The organism is Paenibacillus sp. JNUCC 34 (genome assembly GCF_058269055.1).
In genome coordinates, this window is record NZ_CM177770.1 from 2612223 (window position 1) to 2638858 (window position 26636).

Here is a 26636-nt window from a genome sequence, read left to right on the forward strand (position 1 = left end):
TATGTCATCCTGCGATTATCCAGTTGAATTCCAAGTGAACGGTGAACAGCGATCCATTCGAGTAAGGGCAGCGGATATACTGATATATACACTTCGAGACAAGCTCGGACTCACGGGGAGTAAATCCGGTTGCGATAACGGAGACTGCGGTACTTGTACGATACTGGTAAACGGCCTGCCTATGAAAGCATGCCTTATGCTCACTGTGGAATCCAATGGAAAGAAAATCACAACGATCGAGGGTTTAATGAACTCAACAGTACAACATGCCTTTGTTCAAAATCAGGCTTTTCAATGCGGTTATTGTACTCCTGGCTTTATTGTGAACTGTCATGGCTTGTGGAACGCTCATCCAGACGCAAATGAAGAAACAATTAGAATATGGCTGGAGTCCAACATTTGCAGATGCATGTCCTATGAAGAAATTCATAATGCAGTTGAGACCGTCTTCAAGCCGAAAAATGATGGTTAACGTAGAGTTGAGGAGGGGCGAGTTTGGAAGAAATTCATCGTATTCTGGAAACGATTCAACGTACCGACCTAAGAAGTGTGCTTGCGACGATTACCCATGTGGAGGGGAGCGCTTACCGTAAAGAAGGAGCCTCCATGTTGTTTCTTGAAGATGGTTCACAAATAGGGGTATTAAGCGCTGGCTGCCTGGAGGCTGATCTTTCCGCCCGCGTACCGAATATTTTGGCGACAGGTATCTCTCGCAGCTTTGTGTTCGATATGCAAACATCGGATCCGCTGTCCTGGGGGGAAGAACCGGGATGCGGTGGTGTTGTTCATGTAACGATGGAACCGGTAAATGATCTGTTTAAGGATCATTTATTTACATTGAAGAATTATCTGGATCATCAGACCGAGGTCACAATTGTTAAAAGGTTCGGCCCGGATGAATCTGTTATCGATTATGGTTTCTTGACTATAGATCAGCACCTATTCGGGGAGTGGAGGGGTGAATTTCCGCAGGTACTATTGGATTTGACGTCGTCCGAGGAATCGTGGAGGAGTGGAATGAAGTTTGTCTCATCCATGCAATCGGATGTTTTCGTTCATACCTTTTATCCCAAGCCACGTCTGATCATATTTGGTGCGGGACCGGACGCAAGACCGCTTGCCGCATTTGCAGCGGCCACCGGTTTCTCCGTCATCGTCTCCGATTGGAGACCCGCTTTTTGCGATTGGCATTATTTTCCGGATGCTGAATCAATTTTATTGGGCTTTCCAGAGGAAACGATAGGGATGATTCATTTTACAGCTCATGATTATGTAATTGTAATGACTCATCATTTCAGGCGGGATCAGCAGCTTGTTCGTTTTCTTTCGGAGCGACAACTTTGTTATCTCGGCATTCTGGGATCGAAAAATAGAACGGAACGTTTAATAAGCGGTGAACCCGTTCCGATGAACGTTCATTCTCCTGTAGGACTTGCGATTGGTGCAGAGGGGCCGGAGGAAATCGCAGTAAGCATTCTCGCAGAAATCATTTATACATATCGAAAAAATAGAACGCAAAAAGTTGCTATTCATGAGCCGGAATAATATCGTTGGCATCTATTTAGCGGCAGGCCATAGTACCCGAATGGGTTCGGATAAACTTCGACTTCCGCTCGGTTCTATGAACTTGGGAAATTATGCGTTGGCTGCAGCTTTGAACTCCATGTTGGATTATGTTTGTATAATCGTAAATGACGCCTCGGCAGATTGGATAGATAGTACATTTTACCGGGATCCGATCAAACGAAAATGGTCTGTTATTACCTGCCCCGAAGCACACTTGGGGCAAGCATACTCACTGCGGTGCGGTATACAGGCTGCACTTGCTCTGGAAGCGACAGCCGTGATGGTATTGCTGGCGGATCAACCTTTAATTACAGGTGAGATGATCAATGAACTGCTTAAATGTTTTCAAAAACATCAGTTGAATAGCAACATTGGTTTCGTAGCCTCGAATTATGATGGCTTGGCAAGACCACCGGTTATTTTTGCGCATCAAATGTTTCCGAATCTCCTGCGATTGCAGAATGATCAAGGAGCCAGACATCTGATACGAAAGGAAAAATCCGGAGTTTGCATCGATTTCGCAAACCCGGATCTGTTCATGGATGTGAATACCGCTGAAGATTACAAGACTTTATTGGGAATATCCGCATTTTGGAAATCTTGAATGACTTGTTCGGCGTTCATATATAATGCTAGCGGGTACTGATAGTCCTCTACATGTGCAGGCGCTTTTATGTGCAGAGCTGAGCCATTGTAAACCAAGGATGTTGTTGGATCATCTAACACACTTTTCCATCCCCCCACAAGCTCTGCTAACGCGTTCAAATGATCTGCCCAAATTCGTTGATCCTCTTTCGAAAAGTTGCCGCTCTCGGACCATTTCACAAGAACTCGCATCATGTCAGCAATATTGGCATATCCAGAACGAAGTTGAAGCATTTTTTGGGTTAATTGTTTCAGTACACGGCGTTTTTTGTGACCTAGCGGATTGTAACGCAAACTTTGCTCCGCTTTATCTAGCTCGGTTGTCGTTTGATGAAGTTCTTGAAATAAGGTTTGCAATTTTGTTTGTAAGGTTTGGACTTCACTCGAGGAACAGCCTTCCTTTACCCAGAATCCGGTGTTTTTAAAATGATTGGCTAGATGATCCGCGAAATGGATCATCTTTTTTTGGGTTTTGTTAATGGAATCGGGGGGGAATATCAGTATTTGGATCAGTACCGCAACAGTAGCGCCGATCACGGTATCACGTATCCGATCAAAGAGATAGCTAGGCATCTTGCTTTGAAAGAACATCACTAATAAAATGCTGAGAGCAAATTGGATCATGATCGCATGATCCAATTTCAGCCACATTATGATTAGAGCCCCAGCAAAAAGAAGGAGTCCTATACTCCAGCCGTTTAAAGCAACATAAGGTGCTATTGCTGCTGTAAAAAGGACGCCGGCAATGGTCCCCATGACACGCTGCCATGCAAATTGTAGGGACTTGTCAACGGTTAATTGAATGGTCAAAATAACCGTCAGAGGAGCTAAGTAAGGATGTTTAGATCCAGCCCACTCCGCGAGCTCCCATGACAGTGCTGCAGCTAATGGTGTTTTCCAGACAACCCCTTTGTATTTGATAAAATCCATCATTTTATTCGTCATCTTATTAGGCTCCATGTTCATTTTATTCGTTCATAGTACTCCGCTGGTACACAATGATTTGATTTCTCTTGTAGAGGTTGTTCAAAAAGTCCGCTTTTGATCACGAAGTGAATCAGGAAGTGGGCTCGGCATCGAATCTCGAGTTCAGCCGGTCCTTCCGGCGCTCACGTACCCAAAACGTACGCTCCGCTCCTCAGTCTCTAGCTTCATTCAACCTTCTCGGTGCTGAAAACCGACCTTTTTGAACACGCACTTGTAGTATGCCAATCAAGATTTTCCTTTATGACAGTTTGGTTCATAAGAATGGAAAAAGTGGAGAGTTCAGCGATCAATCTGCGCTAAGTTCCTAAGTTGCAGGTACATTTTTATGAAAATCCGAAACTTGACACATTAGCGAATTCGAGGATATTATAGACACAATAAGTCTATAAATGAGGTGCTACCATGAGATTTACAAAAGCGACGAATTATGCTCTGCACACCATGCTCATGCTCGTTACCGCTTCTCCGGTTAAGCCGGTAGGCGTTCAGCAGTTGGCGGAATCCCAGGGCGTTTCACCAACCTATCTTTCCAAAATTTTAACGAGGCTCGTGAAAGCAGGGATGATCGAATCGATTTCCGGAGCTAACGGAGGCTATCGGTTAACCCGCAAAAAAGACGACATTACGTTTTTGGATATTATCCACGCCATTGAGGGCAGCGCCTCCTTATTTGAATGTAATTTTGTTCACGGTGACGAATGCTCGATTCAAGCTGTAATGAAGGAAGCGGAAGAGAAGATGGAGTCGCATCTCAAAAATACAAAACTGGCGGACCTGGCCCAAAAGCAAACGCAAGTTTAAGGTGCCAAATCCATTTTATTTGCTTTCCTAAGTTTTAGGGAGCGATAGATAGGCATAGTGATAGTAATACATTAATCATAGGAGGCTATTGCATGGCAATTACATGGCATGAGCGTTTTAATTCAGAGGAATATATGTTTGGTGAAGAAGCTAACGTATTTATTCAACAACAAGCCTTTCGATTAGAACAATGTCAAAAAGTTATTGCATTTGCAGAGGGTGAAGGTAGAAATGCTGTTTTTTTGGCAAAAAGAGATCATGAAGTAACAGCAATTGACTATGCAGAGAGTGGTCTGCAAAAAACTAAAAAACTAGCTCAGAAGTATGCAGTTGACGTGCATACAAAAAAATTAGACCTTTTGGCAGATAGTGTGCCATTCGAGGAATATGATGCTGCAATAATGGTATTTGGACATTTTTATAGAGATGCTCAGACAATAGTTCTTAATAAAATAAAAAATGCTATAAAGCCTGAAGGGATTATTATGCTTGAGGTATACTCCAAGGACCAATTAAAGTATGGTACAGGCGGACCCGAAGATCTTGGTATGCTTTACGAACCAAAAGAAATTCTTACTTGGTGCGAAGGTCATGAGGTGATCCATTTCTTCTATGGAGAACAAGAGCGAGTGGAAGGAAAGGCGCACACCGGTTTAGCCCATGTCATTCAACTTGTATTAAGAAAATAAGGTAATTAAGCTCCAGTTATATGACCAGGCTATCTTATCATACCCTTTTTGTAAAACAGATTAAGGTGTGATGCTGTTGAAAAAGGATAAAAACAACCAAATGGTTATTTACGTTATAAAAGGCTCTACAATAAGGAAATTTGTAATCCTAGATTTAATAATCGGAACAGGAATTTTTTATGTAGTTAAATTAGTTTCTTTAAGTGTATTAGCGGCATCTGCTAGTAGTATCATGGGGACAGAAGGAATTAAAAGGGCAATAAAAATTTTAAATAAAAGTAACGTAAAAAAGAAGACGATTAAACTTACGTGACATATAATAGGAGCTTGCTATGAGGCAGCTCCTATTTGTTTTATTGATTTATCGGTTAGGTAAGTATGATGAGCACTTTTTTTGAATTTGATAAAAGGATACCAAAAAGGTTATCCGCTGTTCTGACTTAAAGTTTGCTGTTTAACCTTCTGGGAAGTTCGTCTGATGTGATCTCTTCCCAGTGCGTTACGCCACGAAACACAGTTACATACAGTTTTATATAAGCCCCCGTTTGAAGTTGTTTGCTGGCCGAGAAGCTCAGTTGTTTTGGCTTCCCTCGGTCTGTATAACCTGTTAATTCGTAATTGTACCTGCCGTTATCATCTATATTCGCTATAGAATTATCTACGATGGTATAATACGTCGTTTTACCTGCCGGATTGTCGGGGGTTAGCTTCTCCGGGTCCATGAAGAACAGCCACATGCAAGTCAAAATAACAATAACCAGAGTAAGTAATGTAAATGTTTTTTTCATTCTGAGTTAACCTTTCTTTAATATATTCAGGAGGATTGAGTGTCCTTGTGTTTTAGTCGATGGATGGACCAGACAGCAAACAATATGATGAAGATACCATTCATGAGAAGGAAGGCTAAGTTCTCCGTACGTGTAAGATTTTGCTGGCTAAGTACACTCATACCAATGGTCAGCAGGGAGTAGGGGAACAACATGCCGATTTTCAATATATACATACCCAGGCCAAGAAAAACGGCGCACAAAGCGAGACCTATAGGTGTAGCAAAGCTCCGTATACGTATCGACAAACCTAATTGCAAAGCGGCAATGGAGATGGAAGCAATCCAGCCCCGGAAGCTCCAAATCACCGTTTCCATTGGGAATGGGCCCGGGATGGAGAACAACTGGCCTGCCAACCAGTACATCACCATAAATAACGTCTGCGCAGATAAAATCAAAATACTTACAATGATCAATTTAGCGATAAACAGGCTGGTTATGGGTACAGGGGAAGCGAGTATCATATTCCAGTTCCGGTTGGCATGTTCCAGTCTGCATACATAAGCACAGCAGATGGCAATGAGTATGGGCAAGAAAAATTCCCCGTAAAACAAACTGACCTGTGTCCATAAGCTATACCAACCATTTTGCAGGGCAGCTTGATTGAAGTAGAAGTTAAAACCTCCGATCAGCAGACTGATGACAGGCAGAACGGCCAGTACCAGGCTGATTCGGGAATGACGAAGTTTAAGCCATTCGGCAGAAATGCTCCTGAACATTTAGATCCCTCCTTAGATCGCTTGCCTTGAGACATGGGTATTACCAGCAAAATAAAAGATTACAGTCGTTATAATGGCCACTACCAGCAAACCGAGGGGCATCGTTTCCGTCACGTATGTTCCGGAGGAAGCTCCGTAGATATACGTGACCGGGCTCAGATCCATGTAATAGGACCAGATAAACCAATGGCGTATTGCCGAAGGAAATAGACTTGACGTTGTTCCAATAAAACCGCCTAACATGCCCAGACATAAGGCAAAGGCCTGATTTTTCACCGCAAGTGATAACCATTGTTGTAAAGCCGTTATGGTCAAGTTGGTTAACAGCGTTCCCGCAATGAATTGTATCAACAGTGATAGGGGCAACGGCCCGGAGATGTTCTTGGATAATCCGAACCCTACGATAAACACGGCTTGCACAACGATTCCGTACAGAATGAGACTGTTGGCACATATGTATTTGGCCGCATACACATGATTACGTCCGGTATTGGTGGTCATTAACATTTTCCAGGTGTTGCCCTTGTGCTCCATATCACATAAACGCGACACAACAATGGCTGAAATAATCGGCAGAAACAGACCGTTCATGGAAGAAATGCTAAAGATCAGTGCTTCCCAGCTAGCATTAGCTGCATTGCGGGAAATGGAGATGCTCATGGACATGGATGCCCATATCATCTCTGCAGTAAGGAATAGAGTCAGCATGACCCATATCTTTTTACGACGAATTTTAAAGTACTCCAGCGTTAATGCTTTAATCACAAACTTCGCTCCTTTCCGGTAAGATCAAGAAAGATATCTTCCAGACTTTTTTGTTGTTCCTCAATTCGACTTACGGGGATGTCGTGTTCAACTAGCAGTTTGTTCATTCGGGCTACTTCTTCATCGTGCAAATATTCGAGCACAAGCCGTTTTCCCAGTACTCTGGGCATGTACCCTTGAGTTAAGAGCACTTTTTCAGCTCGGGCCATATCATTCGTTTGAATCAGTATCTTTGCCTTGTTGCTCATCTGAAGGCTTTCCATCGTTCCTTGAAATAGAAGTTTGCCGTCACTGATAATGCCTACAGAAGTAGCGATCTGTTCGATCTCCGTTAATAGGTGACTGGAGAGTAGAACGGTCATTCCGTATTGCTCCGGCAGGGACTTGATTAATTCCCGGATCTCTCCGATACCTGCCGGATCAAGGCCGTTCGTAGGTTCATCCAGAATCAGCAGACTCGGAAATGCGAGTAAGGCCATGGCAATACCAAGGCGTTGTTTCATGCCAAGTGAATACTGGTCCGCTCGTTTATGCTTCTGGTTCTCAAGACGAACGATTTTCAGTGCTTCATCAATATTTTTGCTCGGGATGTTTCGCAGGTGCTGCATAACTCTCATGTTCTCCAAGCCGGTCAGATGACCGTAATAAGATGGAGATTCGATAAGAGAACCTGTTTTGTTCAGAATGTCCGGGCGATTGCTCTTCAAATCTTTACCAAACACGTTGACTGTGCCTTCAGTAGGCTTGATAAGCCCCAGCAGCATTTTTAACGTTGTGGTTTTGCCGGCTCCGTTAGGGCCGAGAAAGCCAAAAATCTGACCGGTTTGAACAGCTAAATTAATCTGGTGTACCCGGTGTGTTCCATCATAAGATTTGGAAAGATTATGGGTTTCGATTATAGGGGAAGCGTTCATCAATCAACTCAGCTCCATTTCAATAAGTGTTTAATCATGCTTATAATATAGAGCGAGCTTCTTGCACTCAGCTGAAGATAACCTTACGGTTACCTTAAATAGAAGTGGGGAATATCGGGTGCAAAACTTTATCATGTATAATAAATAGGGTGATATAAATTGGACATGGTGAAGAATAAAAAAATATTGATTGTTGATGATGAACCGGAAATTCGGGAAATGATTGAACGATTTTTGCGGAAAGAGGGCTTTTATCGTATTTACACAGCAAAGGATTATGACACTGCGTTATCCATTTGCAGGTTGGAGAAACCGGATATGGCCATTCTGGATGTGATGCTGCCTGACAGAGACGGGTTCTCACTTCTCTCATCAATCCGATCTTTTTCGGACATGCCTGTGCTGTTTCTGTCTGCGCGTGGCGAGGATGAGGATCGGCTGTTGGGCCTAGGGATGGGGGCTGACGATTATATGGTCAAACCTTTTTTGCCGAGGGAACTGATTTTGCGGCTGATGGCTATTCTGAAGCGGGTGTATGCTTCCAATGTTGTCGAGAGACTACCTGTCTTTCGACTCGGTGGACAGTTAATCGATTTGGAAAGTGCTGTCGTAAAGAGAGAAGAGACAGAATTATCACTGACAGCCAAAGAGCACTCCATCCTGATGAAGTTGTACGATAATCAGGGCCGAATTGTAACAAGTGATGCTTTATGCCAAGCGGTATGGGGAGATGATTGCTATGGTTACGAGAATACGTTAATGGTACATGTTCGAAGAATTCGGGAGAAAATAGAAGAGGACCCTTCTAACCCCTTGTTTTTGCTTACGGTAAGAGGTTTAGGATACAAACTTATGGTTCAGGAGTCCTGTTGATGGATGGAGTTGTCCGGATTTTACGGCGATTTGTCGGATCGACAATTCTGGTTTCGTTGATGTTACTGCTATTCAACCTGATTCTACTTGGTTCTCTAATATTTAAGGAAATACATACAGAGCCTTCACCAGAGTCAGTTGTAGAGCAAATTGCCCGGGGGCTCGAAGGTATGGATGGAAACTATGTATTGGCTCCACAGGCGATAAGTCTCCTGGATTCGAATCAGGCTTGGGCTATGCTATTGAATTCAGAAGGGAAGATGAAGTGGAGTGACCGGCTCCCTGAAGAGATTCCCCATACCTATAACATCACGGATGTGGCCAAGTTTTCACGTTATTATCTAAAAGAATATCCCGTGTATGTATGGGAGCATAAAGAGGGACTGCTGGTTGTTGGCTATCCTAAAAACAGTTATGGAAAATATCAATTCAATTTTTTGACTGACTGGCTTAAGTCGCTACCTATAAGAATTTTGTTATTGCTGGTGTGTAATGTGGCGTTGGCCTTATTGCTATCGGTGCTGATCGGTACCCGACTCATTCGCGGTATAAGGCCCCTGATTAACGGAATTCAATCACTTGCAAAAGAGAAACCGGTTCAAGTCGATACCAAGGGGATTTTTTTCGATTTATCAGAAAGTATAAATACTACGTCCAATATTTTGCAGGACAAAAATGACGCTCTTAAAGCGAGGGATGAAGCACGTTCCAATTGGATTTCAGGCATTTCTCACGATATACGTACACCGTTGTCGATGATTCTGGGTTATGCCAGTGAACTGGAGGACCAGCCTGGGCTGACAACTGAACAGAAGCAGCAGGCAGGCATCATACGCCGTCAGGGGGAGAGGCTGCGTTCTCTGGTGAGTGACTTGAACCTCGTTTCTATGCTTGAGTACGAAATGCAGCCGCTTCACTTGAAGCAAATCAGGCTTTCGGTTATGGCTAGACAGGTGGCAACTGAATTTCTGAATAATGGCCTGGATGAACGTTATTCAATTACTTTAAATATCCAAGAAGAGAGCTTACATATTATGGGGGATGAGAGATTATTGTATCGTGCTGTAACGAATCTTGTACATAACAGCGTGCTGCATAACCCGGAAGGATGCGAGATTGTGCTGGAAACCTTACGGTCACTGAAAGATTCCTTTTATCTATTTGTAGTCTCTGATAACGGAACAGGCATCCCCAAAGAGTATTTATCCGACGTTGTTGTGCTTCCCTATACCACGGGACGTGTCCGTCCCGTTCGCCAGGGTCATGGTCTTGGTCTTCCTATGGTTGCACGCATCGCGCAGGCTCATAAAGGTCAACTTTTACTAGAGAGTGACACTGGTCAAGGGTTAAAAGCTTCGTTAAAATTGCCTGCGCCCTGATTCAATTTGCTCCCTTATTCAAATATGATCTCTGCATATTTTTGCAAATAATCGGTTGGTATGGCGAGCCCTACGGTGATGGATTGATCTCCCTGTGTTGTAGTTGTAGTGGCAAACACAACAGCGATAACATTCCCTTTATTATTGATCACAGGGCTGCCGCTGTTTCCGCTATGAATAGGCGCCTGTATCATGAGCATGGGAAGCTCGCGACTCTCTGATGACGTTAATCCTAGCACCGTGCCTTCAGTGGCGATCCGGTAAAAAGCTAATGGATTTCCGACGACATATATAGGGTCGCCCTCTTGATACGATGTCTCTGTTTCCAACTGCAGCGTAGGCAGGTTGGTCTCATGGTCTCTAATCTTAAGTATGGCAATATCGAGCTCTATGTCACTGACGATGACATCTGCCAAATAGGATTTTCCATGAAGAAATTGGATAATGCCAGCTTTGTCATCTGCCATTACATGTTGATTCGTAATAATGAGGCCACTTGCGGAAATATTGAAGCCGGTGCCCTTACGATTGCCGACACTGACGTTAACAACGGATTGTTTATATTTCTGGATCTGTTCCTCTTGCGATAACTCTGAATCCTTTTTCAAAAAACGGAGTGAAGGAAGATTATATATCTGCGGTATAAAAGCGATCAGATTGCCGAATAGCAGAAGGGCCAGCATCACAATAATTGTTTTTTTGATCCATGTTCTACGGGGTGGGGGATTCAGCTCATCATCTTCATCGTCGTCCTCCATGTTCCAAAATTCTTCTTCCCATTCATGAACTGGCTCTGTAGTATCATCTAATGATTCGGCAGGTGTTTTAAGATCGTTCAGCTCATCGTTACGGATGGAAAATACCTCCCTGCTAATGAGAAATTATGATAATCACGGATTCAAGATAATTATACCAAACCTTGGGGGAATGTGATCTGAAACGAGTAGATCTAAGTATATATAAGCAAAACAAGCTGCAGCCTTACTAGGACTGCAGCTTGTTTATCCATCATTTCAAATGCTCGATGATCGTGCGATAAGCAGCGACCGCTTCGTAATCATGAACATTAAATATCGTCGGATCAACTCCAGTTTTCACGATGACCGTGCGTTCTTTCTGGTTCACATATATGTGCTGCCCGTAAATGCCGCGCGCTATAAATTCAGTGCCGTTGCTGTCTTGCGGAACCCACCATTGGTATTGGTACCCGAAGAAATCATCGGCTGCCCCAGGCAGCAAATCTACCCGGCCATCTAGTGTAACCGATTGCTTGACCCACTCTTCAGATACGATTTGGCGGCCATTCCAATCTCCATTATGTAAATAAAGTCTACCGAACTTGGCGTAATCACGCAGTGTCGCGTTAACGAACGTGAATGCTATCTCGTTGCCATGTAGATCGGTATTCCAATAAGCATCGTGCTCCATACCAAGCGGCTGCCATATTTTTTCTTCTAAATAGGCCGAAGCTTTCTTTCCGGTTGTTCTTGCAATCAGCATGCACAAAATTTGAGTATCGACGCTTTTATATTGGAAACGGCCGGGCTCCTGCAATCTTGTCAATTTTTGCACATATTTCGATATAGGCACTGCCTTCTCGCTGAATACATCACTCAAGAATGTGTGAATTTCCGCGTTTTTGTCACTGTAATCTTCATTGAAGCGGACGCCGGAAGACATTTGCAATATATCCTTAATACTCGCCCCGTCATATCCGCTGCCGATTAACTCTGGCAAGTATAAGGTCACGGGATCATGAACATTGTTCATTGCCCCTTCATCAAGCGCAATGCCTATTAACGCGGAAACTATCGATTTAGCCACGGACATGGACATTGCAGTCGAATGCTCATTATACCCGTTAAAATATTGCTCGGCCACAATCGTATCGTCTCTTATGACTAGAAATCCAGTGGCGAACACCTTTTGTAAATAATCACTGACTTTGATGCTCCGGCCATCGATTTCATAATTTATTTCGGTTAAGGGCTGTTCATTTTTTTGAAACAGAAATTTGTGTTCCGGGGCTTGAATATCGTTTTTAGGCATAATTTTGTTCATATTTCTAAAGCTCCACGCGATATGGTCTTCATGCAGCATCGTTTCTAATTTAGTCAAATCGTATAGTTGGTCGTGTGCAATGTTCAAGTTTATCGAAACCTCCAGTTGTGATAATAATTCCCATTTCGGATATTCTTTTATTGTACCTTACTATTAGAAGTTTACAAAATACGATGACTGAGTGTTTCAATCAATGTAATGTCGGGAAAATTCTTGAACAATAACTATTGAAGAGCTACAATATAAATAATCTTTTAGTTGAGGTGAAAAGGATGTCTTTCCGTATCGTTCGAAGTAACTAGTTATCGGGCTGGGTAAAAACGCGTACCAGCTATCAAGGGGGTAGTCTGTCCTTTTGATTGTACTAAAACTAGAACTTTGAATGGTGTCGGCTAGTCATTATTAAAGCCAGGGCACTTAGCTATTTAACATGAAGAACCGTGAATTTATTCAAATGAAGGTTCTTTGTAGTTAAATTGCGTGGTCCTGGCTTTTTATACTCTTTTAAAAGATTGGAGTTTATCTAAAATGTTGAAAAAGTGTCTTTTGTATTTTAAATGGTGGATATTTCTATATATCTTTTTAGGTTTTACAATTCAATTTTTAAGCAGTTTAGGGATTGTTGTCTTCCAAAAAATATTAGATCAAGCTGTGAAAATCAACAGTTTAGGGGAAATGTCAAATTTAATCATTATTTATGGGGTATTGTTAGGTGGAACGGTTATCTTCAATTATCTTGACGAATATCCTAGTGTACACTTATCGAATAGTATAACAGAAAGATTAAAAATTATTGCATTATCCAAAATATCAAGAATTGATTATCAAGCGTATCAAGATATTGGTACTGGACAAATGATAAAGGTTATTGAAAATGGTGCATCAGCTGGGAATAGCATCATTTTCTCTTTTTTCCTTAGAACAGCACATGAGTTATTACCAACCATTCTGTTTAGCTTATTCTTTATTAGTTTTTATGACATAAGAATTATGTTGGTTATTGCAGTTGGATATGTCGTAATCTTTTTTGTAACGAATTTGCTTTTGAAGTATTTGTATAAAATTAAGTCAACAATTCTCAAAGAACAAGAAAATATGTCCAGATACTCAATACGTGGATTTATGGAATTGGTCGTTTTTAGAACAAATAAAAGATATGATAAAGAGATAAATAAACTGACCCAAACAGCACGTGAAATAGTAAATAAAAGTTCTCAACTTAAGATGATACATGAATCTTTCTTTGCTATTTTCGAGCTGTTTATTACACTTATAAAATTAATTGTATTGATTTACGGCATAAAAAGCATTCTTGCAGGCGAGACATCGATTGGGATAATGGTCGCATTATTTTTGTTTATTGATAAGATTTATACACCTATTGCAATTTTCAATATTTTATTTGTAGATTATAAGCTTAACAAAGTCACGTATAAAAGATTTGAGACTTTTATTAACGCCCCAGAAGATGAAAATTTAGAATCTGGAGTAGCAGTTAATGAAATTAAAGGGAATATTGAATTCAGGAATGTATCCTTTGATTATGGAAAAGTTAGAACATTGAACAATCTATCATTTTCTATTGAGCAAGGAATGTCTGTCGCTTTTGTGGGATTAAGTGGGGGTGGAAAATCAACGATTATAAAGTTAATAGTAGGATTACTAAAAAAGAACGAAGGTAATATTTTATTGGATGGTACGGATATTGATGATATTAATTTGAATAGTTATTATGATCATATCTCATATTTATCACAAGATACTCCAATTTTTGATACTTCAATTAGGGGCAATGTTGACTTTGATCATACTATTTCAGACGAAGAAATCTATGATATCTTGGAAAAAGTTCATTTAAAGGAAAAAATATTAGCTTTACCAGAAAAATTAGATACTTTGGTCGGCGAGAAAGGGGTTAAATTATCGGGAGGAGAAAGACAACGATTAGCATTTGCCAGAATTATTTTACAAAAACGAAATGTTTTAATACTTGATGAACCTGTGTCAGCGCTTGATAATATTACTGAGAAAAGCATAATGGAAACCATTTTCAATGAATTCAAGGGCAAAACAATAATCATTATTGCACACAGATTAAATTTCATAAAAGATGTTGATAAGATAATTGTGGTGGGGAATGGTTCTGTCGTTGGTGATGGCAAATTTGATTATTTAATAGAACATTGTGACTCTTTTAAAGAGTTATGGAGTAAAAAAGCATTAATGAAATAAACAAAACCCGTAACAACCAAAAAAATATTCAACGACCAACAAAGAAGGCTGCCGGAGGCAGCCTTCTTTGTTGGTTCAACGATAAGTTCAGAGTCTTCATCATCTATTGCTTTACTTCAAGTGGAAGAAACATACTACGCGTCAGGGGCAGCAAAAGCGACTCCTTCTTGGCACTCCACTCGAACTCAGTGTTTAGGTGTCACTTTTACGTATGAATAAGTGTTATATAACTTATACAAGGAAAAAGCGGGGTGTGTCTAAGAGTTGGACTCGATAGAGGAACACATAAGGCGTGTTAAAGCTGGCGAGGTGGATTGTTTCGAACTGATCGTCGAAACGTACAAAAAACAAATATACATATACTGCTGCCGAATCCTCGGCTGCAGGCAGGATGCCCAGGACGCTGTTCAAGACATATTCATCAAGGCATTCACTAAGATCCACTTGTATGAAGTAAAGGTATCGTTCTCATCTTGGCTATACAAGATTGCTTATCATTACTGTCTCAATATGCTGCGTAAGAGACGCGTTCGCATAAGGGTGAATCGGCTTATTAAACCGGCAGGGGTCGTTGAAAGTGCGGAGCAGACGCTGGAACGCCGATGGTTCAGTGAGCCGCTGGAATATGCGATGACCAAGCTGTCGGATGAAGAACGTAATCTACTGGTACTAAGAGTATTTGAAGATAAACCGTTTTCGGAGATTGCTCAAATTCTGGATAAGAATTCAAGTGCAGTGAAGAAAAAATATGCGCGGATGAAACAGAAAGTAATGAAGCTGATTAAGGAGAAAGGGGGTGCGGAGCTATGCGAAATCCAGAACAGCCGGACCAAGATCGAGCTTTGAGAAGCATGGAAATACACTCCGTTGATGCAGATGTAGACGTGACCCCCGCTATTATGCAAAAGGTACGCCAAATCCACCAATTGAGACATGGGAAACAACAGGGTAATCGTCGGAGATCCATTCTCATTGCTACACTTTCTGCTATTTTTGTTCTTTCCTCCATTACTGTATACGCGAGCACATATTTGGTACAAATCAAAAACAAGGAAGGACAAATCATTCTATCTACGATGGAGCCGTGGAAATTCTCAGTCTCAGAATATAACCAAAAACGTAGAGAGGAGACAGAGGTGGAACTGAAGAAAAAGTTAAAACCGGGTGAGCAGGCCGTTTATTATATCAAGGATAAGCAAATGACTGCGGATGCCAAAGAGCACCCCCTGAATTATTTCTATCTCCCGATCCAGCACAAAGATTATGATGATCTTGCAAAAGACATTGAGGAAAAAGGTGCTCCTGAGATACAGAATCCTGCCTATGTCCCTGAAGGATATACATTTGATCATGGCAGAATTCAAATTACGAACGAACCTGTATGGAATACACCGGAATATGAAAGTCTTTTGAATGAACTTAAGGAAAAGGCCGAGAAGACTGAGGAGGAGCATGAGCTGTTTTACAAAATCGTCCCTTGGTCCCAGGTAGCCTCAACAGTGATCCAATACCGTAAAGGGGAGAGTCAATTAACTATGATTGCATTCGCCAGATCTAAGGGTTCGACGGTAAAGGTTCCCTCAAAACAAGCAGTAAAACTGACGTTAAAGGGAACAGAAATGATCTTGTCATCCTCTACTGGTCAAAGCCGCAGATTAACATGGCTTAGTGAGAACGAGGAAGTATTGTATATGATTACCGACGATCCGAAGGATCCGTTGTCTAATGACGAGTTTGCTAATATAGCCGCGGGCATGATCCGTAAATAAATAGATATTCAAATGTAAATTTTGAATTATTTGTAACAAAGTGTCCCTTTTGTTGTTCGTAAGGTGTTATACGAAATGTAATTTAAATCAAAAGGCCTTACGCCGAAAGGAGCACGAAAGTTACATGATGAATAACAATATGAAAATCGCATTGATTCTCGCTGCAACGATGATGGTTGGATCAGCCAATGCATATGCAGCAAGTACATCAGCAACACAAATGAAGCCCATAGCTGCCGCTTCAACCAAATCAGAGAACAAAACAGCCTCGATCGATGAACAAATTGACAAACTGACAAAAGGACTTAAACCGGGACAAATGATCGCTTATTATGTTTCAGACAAAGAATATAACCGGCTTGATAAAATATTCTTTACAGGAAAAGGCTTCGTTCTTAATAAATATAACGACTATTTAGCCAAAGCCAAGGAAATGAAAGCCCCGTCCCTTACGAAGCCTACTGCTCTGCCAAAAGGATATAAACTCAAGGAAGGGATTCTATATTTAAAGAGCCCAGATGAGACGTCTGTTTTGTACAAGGAATTGGAAAAAGATCTGAAAGCCGAGGCAGCAAAAGGCAGACAATCCGTATACTCTAAATCTGTAAAGGTTAGTGAATCGTTCAGCACAATCCTCAATTATGAGAAAGGAAAAGTGAAGGTTTCTGTAGTTGCCACCTACCTATATCCTTCCCAGCCGATTGGCGGAACGCCTGTACCGTCTACGAATCCTAACCAGAAGACTGAAACCATTCAGATTAACGGTGTAGAATGTATATATACAACAGATTCGAAGGGAACAGACCATTTGGATTGGGTGGATGAGGAAAAGCAAGTCCGCTACACCATTTGGGCTGAAAGCGCGAAATCGGATGTGCTCAGCTTCGCCAAAAAAATGCTGGCTGATTAAGTAAGGAAGGGTTATACTTGGAATAATTTAAAGAAATGGTGGGATCAGTGCTTTGATGATGAATATGTTCCAGACAATAGTTATCGGTTAATAATTAACTGAATAGCACATGAGCTAAGTAGGCATCTCACACTCAGTATAGAGAGGTGAATTTTGTCTTACCAATGTTCATGCATGTCTGATTGAACCATATTGATCATCATTGCTTCGTATAGATTGCTATTAGTAGACGTTGGTCTATTTATAGTTGTCTTTTACTAGAAGCCGTGAATGAACATAGTTCATTCACGGCTTTTTTGTGCTGAGATCTCGGGATAAGTGATGAAGACTAGAGGAGGAATTTATTTGTTAAACGTATTTGACGTTTCTGACGTATTAGTGAATCATATCAGGACCAATTTTTCAGATGACATTGCAATAATTGCTTACTATGGGTCGTATGCTCAAGGAACAGCGACGAAACGGTCGGACTTGGACTTTTTTTTCATTCCAGCAACATCTGACGGTTACCGTGCGAGCATTCAGTTTATTGTGAATGATATAAGCTTTGACTTTTGGCCTATTAGTTGGGAACGGGCTGAAAAAATGGCTCAACTGGAGGATTCAAAAACTACGATTATTGCGGACAGTCGAATACTGTACGTTCGATCGGATGAAGACCATGCTCGTTTTATGAAGCTGCGAGATAAGATCAACGATATGCAAGATCCAAAGAATGGGCAGCATCTCACAGAGAGAGCTGAAGCGTTGTTGCAAGACGTCTATGTACATTTATATAAGATGAGACGGAATCAGGAATCTGATAGTTTGACCTTATTCCGTATAGAAGCGTACGAAGTCTTAACGAAAGTACTTGAATGTCTTGCACTATTAAACCAGACTTTTTACACAAAGGGATGGGGCAAGAACATGGATCAGATTATGGGACTTCCATTGAAACCAGCTCGTTTAGAGATTTTGATTGACGCAATTATGACAGCTGAGGTTGCTTCAAAAGTTCGACAAGCTTGTGAAGAGCTAGTATCGGATACTCTTGAATTGATTTTGAGCAAAAAGGAAACATACACCACTTCCCCTTCATATCCGGATAGAATGTCGGGATATTACGAAGAGGTAAAAGGGGTGCTAGATAAGGTTGTAACAGCATGTGAACAGAACGATTATTCAACAGCCTTTTACGGGGCTATTGGTGTACAGGATCAAATTGCCCACTTTCTTTATTTCGCTGAAAAGGGTCATTGGCCAAGCCCATTAGATCACACTATGGTCCATCTGGATTTATATAAAGAGCTTGGGTTTCCCAACCTAATCCATCTTCTTAATCCTGATGACTTAACACCACTTCAAACAGCAATAGAAAATTTAGACAATCTTTTAGAAAGTCATCTTAAAAACCGTGAAGTCAAAATAAACCGATTTGCATCTCTTGAAGAATTCAAAGCTTTTCTGAATGATAAAGCTTAAGTTGTTATGGACGCTTACCGGTTGCTAATAGGTAGAGTAACATGATGTTTCCAACCGATACTTAATAAGCTTCATAAAATATTACTTTACTTATATAGAAATATTTAACAGAGTATCTCTTTATGATAAGATGACCTTATGTGAGTGTGAACAAAGGGGGGGGGAACTCAGGGTGATTTTTTTTGTGCCAGACAAACAGAAGCAGGATGAAGGGAATGCCGGAAGACAATTTAATTTAAGAGTTAATTTATATTTCTTCATTACCTTTATAATATTCAGCGTTATTATTATCCGTCTTGCAATGTTGCAGTTTGTCGAAGGACCGGAACTGACAGAACAAGAAACTGGCAGTCGCACTAAAAATTTTCCGCTTCAGCCGATTCGAGGCAGTATCCTGGATGCTACCGGGACCCCCTTGGCTTATTCCAAGCCAACCAATACGTTATATGTGACGTTGCTTAAAAACTATGACCCTACGCATGAAAAAGGGGTTGAAAATTATCCCGAGATTGATGAAGTGTCCAAACGGATTGTTGAGGTGTTTGAAAAATACGGTGATCCGAAAGCGGAGAAAATGACGGCTGACGAAGTCATTACGGCGTTAGACCTAAAATCAAAAAAGCAAGGTGGTTATGAGCCTCGACGGGTTAAGAGTGATTTGACCAATGCTGAGGTCGCTTTTTTTATGGAGAACAAGGATAAATTTCCGGGTATTGAGATAGTCGAAGAGAATATACGATATTACGATCCCGACACGGCTGCCGTTCAGGCAATTGGTTATCTGAAGGAATTTAAAGGAGTTAAAAGTCACGAAAAATATGCAATGATTGATGAGGAAAACAAGATACAGGAAGATCCCGGACTTAAATATACAGAGTCTGAACGCGTCGGGGTGGATGGTCTGGAAATGATGTTTCAGGATGAACTGCGCGGAAAAAACGGTTATATGAGCATCCCGATTAATCCGCAAAATTTGATCGACGGCGAACCGGTAATGGTTGCACCGAAGAAGGGCCACAATGTATATACAACGATTCATAAAAAGATTCAAATGACGGCGGAGCAGGCGATTGTGGATCAGTTGGAGTGGCTCCGGACAACGCCTTTCTCAGGCAGAACACATCCCGAGGCCTTGACCGGATATGCCGTAGCGATGGAAGTGGAGACGGGGAATGTGGTGGCGATGGCAAGCATTCCTGACTACGACCCGAATGTGTGGAAGGATGGCACAAATGATCAAAGCGTGTTTAATTCTAAAGGGAACGGGACGATTTCACCTTACAGCTCTGGAAGATCGGCCAATAATCTAGAGTCCGTTTTGCTTATGGGTTCAACGATTAAGCCCTTGAGTGTCCTCATTGGACTTAATGAAGGCTTCTTTAGTGTAAATGACTACTATTACGACAGAGGATCCGCTCAAATTGGAAACGATTCCAACGCCAATGTAAGTAATTCAGGAGGTAAAGCATGGGGCTCAATTGATCCCGCAACTGCTATAGAACATTCTTCAAACGCTTTTATGATCGATTGGGTAGGAGAGAAACTTTTTGCTAAGTACGGAATTGAAGGGATAAAAGTTTGGGGCAAATATATGAACGAATTTGGTCTGGGAGTCAGTACAGAGTCGGGACTTCCGAAAGAGCATCGCGGGAGAGCAGAGTATGAAGATTATAAGGCAGCCGGTAGTCCCCTTGCTGCACTTGCATTTGCTTCCTTCGGTCAAGGCGGTGCCTATACAACACTTCAGCTTGCCCAGTACACCGCCACGCTGGCTAATCAGGGGAGCAGGATAAAACCGCAGATGGTCAGTAAAATCGTAGACCAGGAAGGTAATGTAATTAAGAAATTCGGTCGTGAGGTCCTAAACAAAGTAGAATTCCCCCAGAAATATTGGGACAAAGTCATCAAGGGAATGAATACGCAGGGACTGTCTTCGTTTGACGGTTTCAGGTATGACTTTGCCCGGAAGACAGGGACCTCACAACAAATTGTTTTTCCTGGGGGCAAAAGGCATATTACCGACAATGGCGTCTTCATCGCCTTCGCGCCGCGCGAGAAGCCAAAGCTTGCCGTAGCTGTCATTATTCCGGAAGGTGGATTTGGAGCTTATAGCGCCGCCCCAGTCGCTCGTAAAATCTTCGATGCCTATGATGAGGTTTACGGCTTGGACGGAACACCACATCCTAAGAAAGTTGAAGCGCTAACCGATGATTCCGAAAGCACGAAAAATTAAAAGGGAGCAGTCTTAGTGATAAAAAAATTCTCTTTACTCCTCTTATTATTTTCTATTATTTTGGTCAGCTGTTCTAATCAAAAAGAAGATATTTCTGAACATCAAACTCCAAGTGGTCCCTCTATCGCTTTAAAAATAGCTGTATTAGGAACGAATCCAATGCCAGTAATTGATAATGTAAATTACGTGAATATAAAGCTTCAAGATCTAATTGAAGACGAAAATCAACAATTTGATGGATTAATAATCTCTAAAGAATATCTTGAAGAAGCAGCAAAAAAAGAGTATAAAGATTTTTTTAAAAATATAAAATATCCTGTATTCTTCCTGGGAACAGAAAACATATTAGTATCTGTTTTTCATGAAGAGAATCTTACATTAGAGCATATAAACCTAGATGGAAAAGGACCTTATGCATCTGGATTTGTCAGTAAAGAAGAAGGGTATTACAATGAGTGGGGTTTACATTTGCCTAATAATCCAACTCACAATGATAAGAATATAAATATGATCGTGCGAATCTGCAATCTCATACAACAATATAAAGAGGATATAAATAATAGGATATCCGATGCTATTGATTGGTGTACATTGTCCGGTAGAAGAGCTTGAACGCAGAGAGAAAGAAAGAGGAGACCGAAGAATAGGGCAAGCCCAAGAACAACTGAAGTTTGTACACAAGGAAGAGGTTTATGACTTAGAGGTCGATACATTTATAGATGGCTTAGAAAACTGTATAGAAAAGATCGTTCGGAAGGTACAAGAAGATCATTAGTTAAGTGAAATAATGATTGGGAAAAATAAGGATTGGCAGGTGTCGTCATGAGTAATAGGTCATGGAAAATTTTCATAACCGTTGTCTTATTGATTATCCTGAGCGGATTCGTGGTCTCTGCGATCCAATCTCGAACTTCATTTAAGGCGTTAGTCCTCGATCAGATGGGTGAATCGCAAGAAATTCGTTCTATCCATTTGATGAAAGAATTCCACGAACCCGACGATCTAGGAATCAAAATTACGGACAGAAAGACGATAAACATGATCATGAATGTTTTTTCTGATATCAAATTAAGGGTCAGCGATAGCTATTCTCCAATAGGAGAAGACTGTTATCGGATGTATATTCATCCCAAAGGCGGCCCTATGTTTTCAGTGTTGTTCAACGATCAGAACATCTTGAGAATTAGTAATAGTATCAGTATGCATAAGAAATACTCCTGGACTTACGAGGTCGTAAATGATTTCGATCTTGCTATTATTCAAGACATGTATAAATAACAAGCCGAATTACTGTATCATGCTGGAACTTTGGCGTAATTAAAAAATAATGTTTACCCTTGAAATGTTTTTATATTATAATCGTATGAAATGCGATGAAGAGACGAGTAAATAAATGAATTCTTTTACAGAGAGCTCCGGCAGGTGAAAAGGAGTAAAGGGTTCCTTATTGAATAAAGCCTCAGAGCAGCACATCGGAACTTTATTAGAAAGGGATGGTGTGACAGGAGCTCCTGTTACAGAGCTAGAGTATATGCATTCACTGTAATGCTGTACTTGATGAGGCTAATATGGCGACATATTGGCAAATCTGGGGTGGTACCACGAGTATAGTAATCTCGTCCCTAAGACTACGGTCTTGGGGGTGGGATTTTTTTATTGTTTCAAGAAGAAAACGCAGCACATATGTAAGAAACGTACACCAATTCAGACAGTTTGAATAGTTATCTAGAAGAGGCTTATTGCTTAGTCTTGTTCGTACTGTAGATGATCGTCGATGCTTGGAAATATGATACCATTTCGAAAGGATTTGAATAAATCATGTCAGAAAAACTTAAAGTTGGTATTGTAGGTGGAACAGGTATGGTTGGTCAGCGCCTTGTTCAATTGTTGGATGAACATCCCTGGTTTAAAGTAACGTCCATTGCAGCAAGTAGCAGTTCAGCAGGCAAAACATATGAAGAATCCGTGCAAGGCAGATGGAAGCTGTCTAGCCCAATTCCTGAAAAAGTGAAAAATATCGTCGTACAGGATGCTTCGAAAGTGGAGGAGGTTGCTGCTCAGGTCGACTTTATTTTTTGCGCTGTTGATATGAAAAAGAATGAAATTCAAGCATTAGAAGAGGCTTACGCAAAAACGGGCACACCCGTAATTTCCAATAATTCAGCTCACCGCTGGACACCTGATGTTCCGATGGTCATTCCGGAAATTAATCCAGAGCATATTGAAGTGATTGCTGCACAGAGAAAGCGACTGGGAACTTCGACTGGGTTTATTGCTGTTAAGCCCAACTGTTCCATTCAGAGCTATGTACCGGCACTTCATGCATTACTCGATTACAAACCAACAAACGTGGTTGCATCAACGTATCAGGCGATATCCGGAGCCGGCAAGAACTTTACGGATTGGCCGGATATGTTAGACAATGTAATCCCGTATATTGGCGGTGAAGAAGAGAAAAGCGAGCAGGAGCCACTCCGCATATGGGGCAGCGTTGAGAATGGCGAAATTATAAAAGCAAATTCACCTTTAATTACTACGCAGTGTATTCGCGTTCCCGTAACGGATGGACATTTAGCTACTGTATTTGTATCGTTCGAGAACAAACCTTCGAAAGAAGAAATTATGGATCGTTGGCTGCAATTCAAAGGACGACCGCAGGAGCTTGATCTGCCAAGTGCACCAAAGCAGTTCATAACGTATTTTGAAGAAGAAAACAGACCACAGACGAAACTGGATCGTGACATTGAGCGCGGTATGGGAGTCTCGGTGGGAAGATTGCGCGAGGATTCGATATACGATTATAAATTTGTAGGACTATCGCATAATACTTTACGTGGCGCAGCAGGCGGTGCCGTCCTGATCGCTGAATTGCTTAAAGCTGAAGGGTACATTCAATCCAAATAAAAAATACGCAAGTTTGTCTGAAGGCGACTGCTCGAAGCTGTCGCCTTTTTTGGCATTTTTCCATTCTCTCCATCACGATATGAATATCACCCTGCTCCATTTAGCTGAAAAATCCAGCTTTGTATGTTCATAACATTGACTCTATTCATACTTATCGTTAATATTACCTCTGTACTTCAATGCAAAAAAGCTAAAAAGCAGAAAAGCAGAAAAGCTTAAAAGTAAAAAAGCACAGGGATATGAATCTTATTCCGCTATAACAATGTATAAGGAGTCCTATCATCATGGATCGACAGCTTAGTTTCTCAAAAAGCATCATTCTCATCGTTTTTATTCTGGCACTTCTGTTTGTATCGATCTTTCTTTTAAAAGCGGAACCGCATCTCCCGCTTCTCGCAACAACGGTTGGCACAGCCACCTTATTGCGCTTATTCGGCTTTTCTTGGAAGAAGCTCGAATCTGCCATCATTCAAGGCATTCAAACGGCTATAATGCCGATTCTCATCCTCTCGCTCATTGGAATTCTGATCGCCGTATGGATGATGAGCGGTACGGTACCGACGATTTTATACTATGGTTTGGATTATATTAAACCGCATTATTTTGCAGTGAGCACGTTATATATCACCATCGTCGTCTCGATGTTCACCGGAAGCTCGTTCACGACAGTCAGTACGGTCGGCGTCGCCTTCATGGGGATTGCGTTAACGACGGGCATTTCTCCAACCCTGGCTGCTGGAGCGATCATCTGTGGGGCTTGTTTTGGTGATAAAATGTCGCCATTATCCGATACGACAAATTTCGCTCCCGCGGTGGCTGGCGTATCTATATTCACTCATATTCGCAACATGGTACACACAACACTGCCGGCTCTAATCGTAACAACTGTCTTTTTCCTGCTCGCGCCAAAAACCAATACCATCGATTTATCATCGATAGAACAAATCAAGCTTGCATTGCATGACGGATTCCATATTCATTGGTTAACGTTGCTATCACCACTCGCTGTTATTGCTTGTTCCTTCAAGCGGGTTCCGATTCTTCCGACGCTAATCGTCGGAATTGTCACCGGACTTCTAGTGACCGCCTTGATTCAGCAGCAGACGGCAATCGATGTCTGGTTCAGTGTGATGCAGAGCGGCTACAAGAGCACGATCGCCAACGAAACGGTCGCTTCCATCGTTAACCGCGGCGGATTGCAATCTATGATGTGGTCCGTATCTCTGATTTTAATTGCTTTATCATTAGGAGGATTGTTGCAGCATTGCGGCGTCATCGAAGCCTTTTTCCGTAAAGTCATTCAACCACTGAAGCGTAACAGCAACATTGTCCTCATGACAGGTGTATCATCTATTGCAGTAAACGGTATGACCGGTGAGCAATATCTTTCTATCCTTTTGCCCGGTCAAATGTTCAAGGATGAATATACCCGCAGAAATATTCCAGCGAAGACGCTGTCCCGTACACTAGAAGATTGCGGGACGCTCGTTAATCCATTGATTCCATGGGGCGTCAGCGGTGCTTTCTTTGCAGCTACACTTGGTGTTCCGGTTATCGAATATGTACCCTATGCAACTTTCTTATGGTTAAGCCCATTGTTCACGTTTGCCTATGCCTTAATACCAAAATTGCAGAAGAACTCGCTTGGTAAGGATAAAGTGATTTCAGGTTAATTACTGCAGCCATCGGTCTTGCCTCCTAAATATTCAGGAGACAAGACCTTTTTATTGTTATGGTGCTACTATAACGACTCATTTGGTCATTGATCATCGACAAAACCCTTTTGTTGAATGCATAATGAAAAGAATAACAATTTGCAGCTTGTACCAGCAATCGTTGATGGGGGAAGGGAAAATGTTTCGAGAATTAACGCCAACAGAGTTGAAGGTAATTTTGAGTTCGATAAATAGGGAACAGCATTTTCTCTACTATTCATACCTTACAGTCCGTAAGAAAAATACGGTGCATTACGGACAGTATACAGACCAGGGCGAGTTGCTCGGAGTATTGGCTTTTTTAAGGGGACTTCCCTTTTATGCTTTTTCTGTATTTCCCGTCCAAAAGACATTTTGTCTACGGTCAATGCTGTCGTTCGTGAAAGAACAACTTCATTTACCTAATGATGCCATCGGTAACTTTATTGTTAATGAAGAAGAAATGGCAGTTCTCGCTTCTCAGCTTGAGTTTCTCAGGTCTCCGAAAAAACTGCTTTTAATGAAGCATATCCATCAGGAAGCGTTGCCACCAGTGGATAAATGTGTCTTACACTTGGGATCGACTTATTTTGAGCTTATTGAATCGAAAATGGCCGAACTGCATTCAATGGCTTTTACACGAGAAGAATTACGATACCCGTTCTATGGTGTGATGGAACAACGGGAGCTGGTTGCGGTAGGAGGATACCACGTTTATAGTGAGGATTACGTTGAACTGGGAAATATCGGAACGGACGTCGCATGGAGAAGACAAGGCTACGGGAAAAAGGTCTGTGTAGAGCTAACTCGCACGGGGAGAGTGGTTACACCAAACGTATATCTGAATGTCCTAGAGGAGAATGTAGGTGCAATTCGTCTATATCAATCGATTGGTTATGAACTCATTTGCAAACAGTATATGGTTGAATTTGTTATTGGCCGTTAAGAAAAAATCCATAGGGTATGAAATTTGTCCATCGCTTGGACGACGGCGAGACCAGATTACCTCTGGGATAAGCAATAAAGACAATGGGACCAGGAGACGAGACTTGTTGGATTTAGCAATGTTGTAGCAGAAAATTGATGGTCTGAGACGAGTAAAAACCCACCCTAAGATTGAAAGCAGAAGGTGGGTTCTCGTCCTTAACTGACTAAGAAGGGAACATCCATCCAAGCCAATTGTACTGACTAAGTGTTCACAGCA

Annotated in this window: 27 protein-coding genes and 1 other annotated feature; of the genes, 20 read left to right on the forward strand and 7 right to left on the reverse strand. The window is 41.5% G+C overall.

Annotation, left to right across the window (positions count from 1 at the left end):
- Window position 1: 1 nt before the first annotated feature.
- From AC2TF5_RS12350 to AC2TF5_RS12360, 3 genes are read left to right on the forward strand one after another with little or no spacing between them, the layout of a single operon-like run.
- On the forward strand, window positions 2-472 hold the full coding sequence (locus tag AC2TF5_RS12350; protein WP_491302431.1) for a (2Fe-2S)-binding protein: 471 nt from the start codon (window positions 2-4) through the stop codon (window positions 470-472).
- 23 nt (window positions 473-495) lie between these two features.
- The gene (locus tag AC2TF5_RS12355; RefSeq protein WP_491302432.1) at window positions 496-1545 is read left to right on the forward strand and encodes an XdhC family protein; all 1050 of its coding nucleotides are present in this window, start codon (window positions 496-498) and stop codon (window positions 1543-1545) included.
- Window positions 1532-2170, forward strand: a complete 639-nt coding sequence (locus tag AC2TF5_RS12360; RefSeq protein WP_491302433.1) for a nucleotidyltransferase family protein — start codon at window positions 1532-1534, stop codon at window positions 2168-2170. The genes AC2TF5_RS12355 and AC2TF5_RS12360 overlap by 14 nt, the downstream gene beginning before the upstream one ends.
- Here AC2TF5_RS12360 and AC2TF5_RS12365 read toward each other — a convergent pair.
- Window positions 2128-3156: an FUSC family protein gene (locus AC2TF5_RS12365; protein WP_491302434.1), complete on the reverse strand. Its 1029-nt coding sequence runs from the start codon at window positions 3154-3156 to the stop codon at window positions 2128-2130. The genes AC2TF5_RS12360 and AC2TF5_RS12365 overlap by 43 nt on opposite strands.
- Before the next feature lie 444 nt (window positions 3157-3600).
- On the opposite strand from AC2TF5_RS12365, the gene AC2TF5_RS12370 reads away from it, so the two are divergent.
- The 3 genes from AC2TF5_RS12370 to AC2TF5_RS12380 all read left to right on the forward strand — a co-directional run bounded on the left by AC2TF5_RS12370 (window position 3601) and on the right by AC2TF5_RS12380 (window position 5001).
- Window positions 3601-3999: an Rrf2 family transcriptional regulator gene (locus AC2TF5_RS12370; RefSeq protein WP_491302435.1), complete on the forward strand. Its 399-nt coding sequence runs from the start codon at window positions 3601-3603 to the stop codon at window positions 3997-3999.
- Window positions 4000-4091: 92 nt separating this feature from the next.
- Window positions 4092-4688 (forward strand): class I SAM-dependent methyltransferase, encoded by a 597-nt coding sequence (locus AC2TF5_RS12375; RefSeq protein WP_491302436.1) that lies wholly within the window; start codon window positions 4092-4094, stop codon window positions 4686-4688.
- A 76-nt stretch (window positions 4689-4764) separates the two neighbouring features.
- The gene (locus AC2TF5_RS12380; protein WP_491302437.1) at window positions 4765-5001 is read left to right on the forward strand and encodes a hypothetical protein; all 237 of its coding nucleotides are present in this window, start codon (window positions 4765-4767) and stop codon (window positions 4999-5001) included.
- Window positions 5002-5128: 127 nt separating this feature from the next.
- On the opposite strand, the gene AC2TF5_RS12385 is transcribed toward AC2TF5_RS12380, so the two are convergent.
- From AC2TF5_RS12385 to AC2TF5_RS12400, 4 genes are read right to left on the reverse strand one after another with little or no spacing between them, the layout of a single operon-like run.
- A complete protein-coding gene (locus tag AC2TF5_RS12385) occupies window positions 5129-5476 on the reverse strand; it encodes a YxeA family protein (protein WP_491302438.1) in 348 nt (115 codons plus the stop codon).
- A gap of 26 nt (window positions 5477-5502) precedes the next feature.
- Window positions 5503-6234 (reverse strand): ABC transporter permease, encoded by a 732-nt coding sequence (locus AC2TF5_RS12390; protein ID WP_491302439.1) that lies wholly within the window; start codon window positions 6232-6234, stop codon window positions 5503-5505.
- A 12-nt stretch (window positions 6235-6246) separates the two neighbouring features.
- On the reverse strand, window positions 6247-6999 hold the full coding sequence (locus AC2TF5_RS12395; protein WP_491302440.1) for an ABC transporter permease: 753 nt from the start codon (window positions 6997-6999) through the stop codon (window positions 6247-6249).
- Window positions 6996-7913 carry an ABC transporter ATP-binding protein gene (locus AC2TF5_RS12400; RefSeq protein WP_491302875.1) on the reverse strand — a complete coding sequence of 306 codons (918 nt, stop codon included), beginning with the start codon at window positions 7911-7913 and terminating at the stop codon, window positions 6996-6998. Before AC2TF5_RS12400 ends, AC2TF5_RS12395 begins: the two co-directional genes overlap by 4 nt.
- Window positions 7914-8078: 165 nt before the next feature.
- Between AC2TF5_RS12400 and AC2TF5_RS12405 the strand changes: the two genes are divergently transcribed.
- Window positions 8079-8786 (forward strand): response regulator transcription factor, encoded by a 708-nt coding sequence (locus tag AC2TF5_RS12405; protein ID WP_491302876.1) that lies wholly within the window; start codon window positions 8079-8081, stop codon window positions 8784-8786.
- Complete coding sequence (locus AC2TF5_RS12410) at window positions 8786-10165, forward strand: sensor histidine kinase (RefSeq protein ID WP_491302441.1); 1380 nt, start codon at window positions 8786-8788, stop codon at window positions 10163-10165. The genes AC2TF5_RS12405 and AC2TF5_RS12410 overlap by 1 nt, the downstream gene beginning before the upstream one ends.
- Before the next feature lie 14 nt (window positions 10166-10179).
- On the opposite strand, the gene AC2TF5_RS12415 is transcribed toward AC2TF5_RS12410, so the two are convergent.
- The gene (locus tag AC2TF5_RS12415) at window positions 10180-10923 is read right to left on the reverse strand and encodes a S1 family peptidase (protein WP_491302442.1); all 744 of its coding nucleotides are present in this window, start codon (window positions 10921-10923) and stop codon (window positions 10180-10182) included.
- Between the two features lie 250 nt (window positions 10924-11173).
- Window positions 11174-12313 carry a serine hydrolase domain-containing protein gene (locus AC2TF5_RS12420; RefSeq protein ID WP_491302443.1) on the reverse strand — a complete coding sequence of 380 codons (1140 nt, stop codon included), beginning with the start codon at window positions 12311-12313 and terminating at the stop codon, window positions 11174-11176.
- A 441-nt stretch (window positions 12314-12754) separates the two neighbouring features.
- Between AC2TF5_RS12420 and AC2TF5_RS12425 the strand changes: the two genes are divergently transcribed.
- The 12 genes from AC2TF5_RS12425 (at window position 12755) to AC2TF5_RS12480 (ending at window position 26378) form a co-directional block, all read left to right on the forward strand.
- Window positions 12755-14458, forward strand: a complete 1704-nt coding sequence (locus tag AC2TF5_RS12425; protein ID WP_491302444.1) for an ABC transporter ATP-binding protein — start codon at window positions 12755-12757, stop codon at window positions 14456-14458.
- Window positions 14459-14722: 264 nt separating this feature from the next.
- Window positions 14723-15304 carry an RNA polymerase sigma factor gene (locus tag AC2TF5_RS12430; protein WP_491302445.1) on the forward strand — a complete coding sequence of 194 codons (582 nt, stop codon included), beginning with the start codon at window positions 14723-14725 and terminating at the stop codon, window positions 15302-15304.
- Window positions 15265-16227, forward strand: a complete 963-nt coding sequence (locus AC2TF5_RS12435; protein ID WP_491302446.1) for a hypothetical protein — start codon at window positions 15265-15267, stop codon at window positions 16225-16227. Before AC2TF5_RS12430 ends, AC2TF5_RS12435 begins: the two co-directional genes overlap by 40 nt.
- A gap of 124 nt (window positions 16228-16351) precedes the next feature.
- Window positions 16352-17137: a hypothetical protein gene (locus tag AC2TF5_RS12440; protein WP_491302447.1), complete on the forward strand. Its 786-nt coding sequence runs from the start codon at window positions 16352-16354 to the stop codon at window positions 17135-17137.
- 345 nt (window positions 17138-17482) lie between these two features.
- The gene (locus AC2TF5_RS12445; RefSeq protein ID WP_491302448.1) at window positions 17483-18601 is read left to right on the forward strand and encodes a kanamycin nucleotidyltransferase C-terminal domain-containing protein; all 1119 of its coding nucleotides are present in this window, start codon (window positions 17483-17485) and stop codon (window positions 18599-18601) included.
- A 172-nt stretch (window positions 18602-18773) separates the two neighbouring features.
- Entirely contained in the window at window positions 18774-20834 is a 2061-nt protein-coding gene (locus AC2TF5_RS12450) for a peptidoglycan D,D-transpeptidase FtsI family protein (protein ID WP_491302449.1), read from the forward strand.
- 15 nt (window positions 20835-20849) lie between these two features.
- Window positions 20850-21446 carry a hypothetical protein gene (locus AC2TF5_RS12455; RefSeq protein WP_491302450.1) on the forward strand — a complete coding sequence of 199 codons (597 nt, stop codon included), beginning with the start codon at window positions 20850-20852 and terminating at the stop codon, window positions 21444-21446.
- Complete coding sequence (locus AC2TF5_RS12460; RefSeq protein ID WP_491302451.1) at window positions 21406-21609, forward strand: phosphotransferase-like protein; 204 nt, start codon at window positions 21406-21408, stop codon at window positions 21607-21609. Before AC2TF5_RS12455 ends, AC2TF5_RS12460 begins: the two co-directional genes overlap by 41 nt.
- A gap of 47 nt (window positions 21610-21656) precedes the next feature.
- The gene (locus tag AC2TF5_RS12465; protein WP_491302452.1) at window positions 21657-22112 is read left to right on the forward strand and encodes a hypothetical protein; all 456 of its coding nucleotides are present in this window, start codon (window positions 21657-21659) and stop codon (window positions 22110-22112) included.
- An 86-nt stretch (window positions 22113-22198) separates the two neighbouring features.
- Window positions 22199-22461: a binding site (T-box leader), on the forward strand.
- A gap of 191 nt (window positions 22462-22652) precedes the next feature.
- Window positions 22653-23738: an aspartate-semialdehyde dehydrogenase gene (asd, locus tag AC2TF5_RS12470; RefSeq protein WP_491302453.1), complete on the forward strand. Its 1086-nt coding sequence runs from the start codon at window positions 22653-22655 to the stop codon at window positions 23736-23738.
- Window positions 23739-24022: 284 nt separating this feature from the next.
- Complete coding sequence (gene nhaC / locus AC2TF5_RS12475; RefSeq protein WP_491302454.1) at window positions 24023-25411, forward strand: Na+/H+ antiporter NhaC; 1389 nt, start codon at window positions 24023-24025, stop codon at window positions 25409-25411.
- A 181-nt stretch (window positions 25412-25592) separates the two neighbouring features.
- Window positions 25593-26378, forward strand: coding sequence for a GNAT family N-acetyltransferase (locus AC2TF5_RS12480; RefSeq protein WP_491302455.1), 786 nt, complete (start codon window positions 25593-25595; stop codon window positions 26376-26378).
- Window positions 26379-26636: the final 258 nt, after the last annotated feature.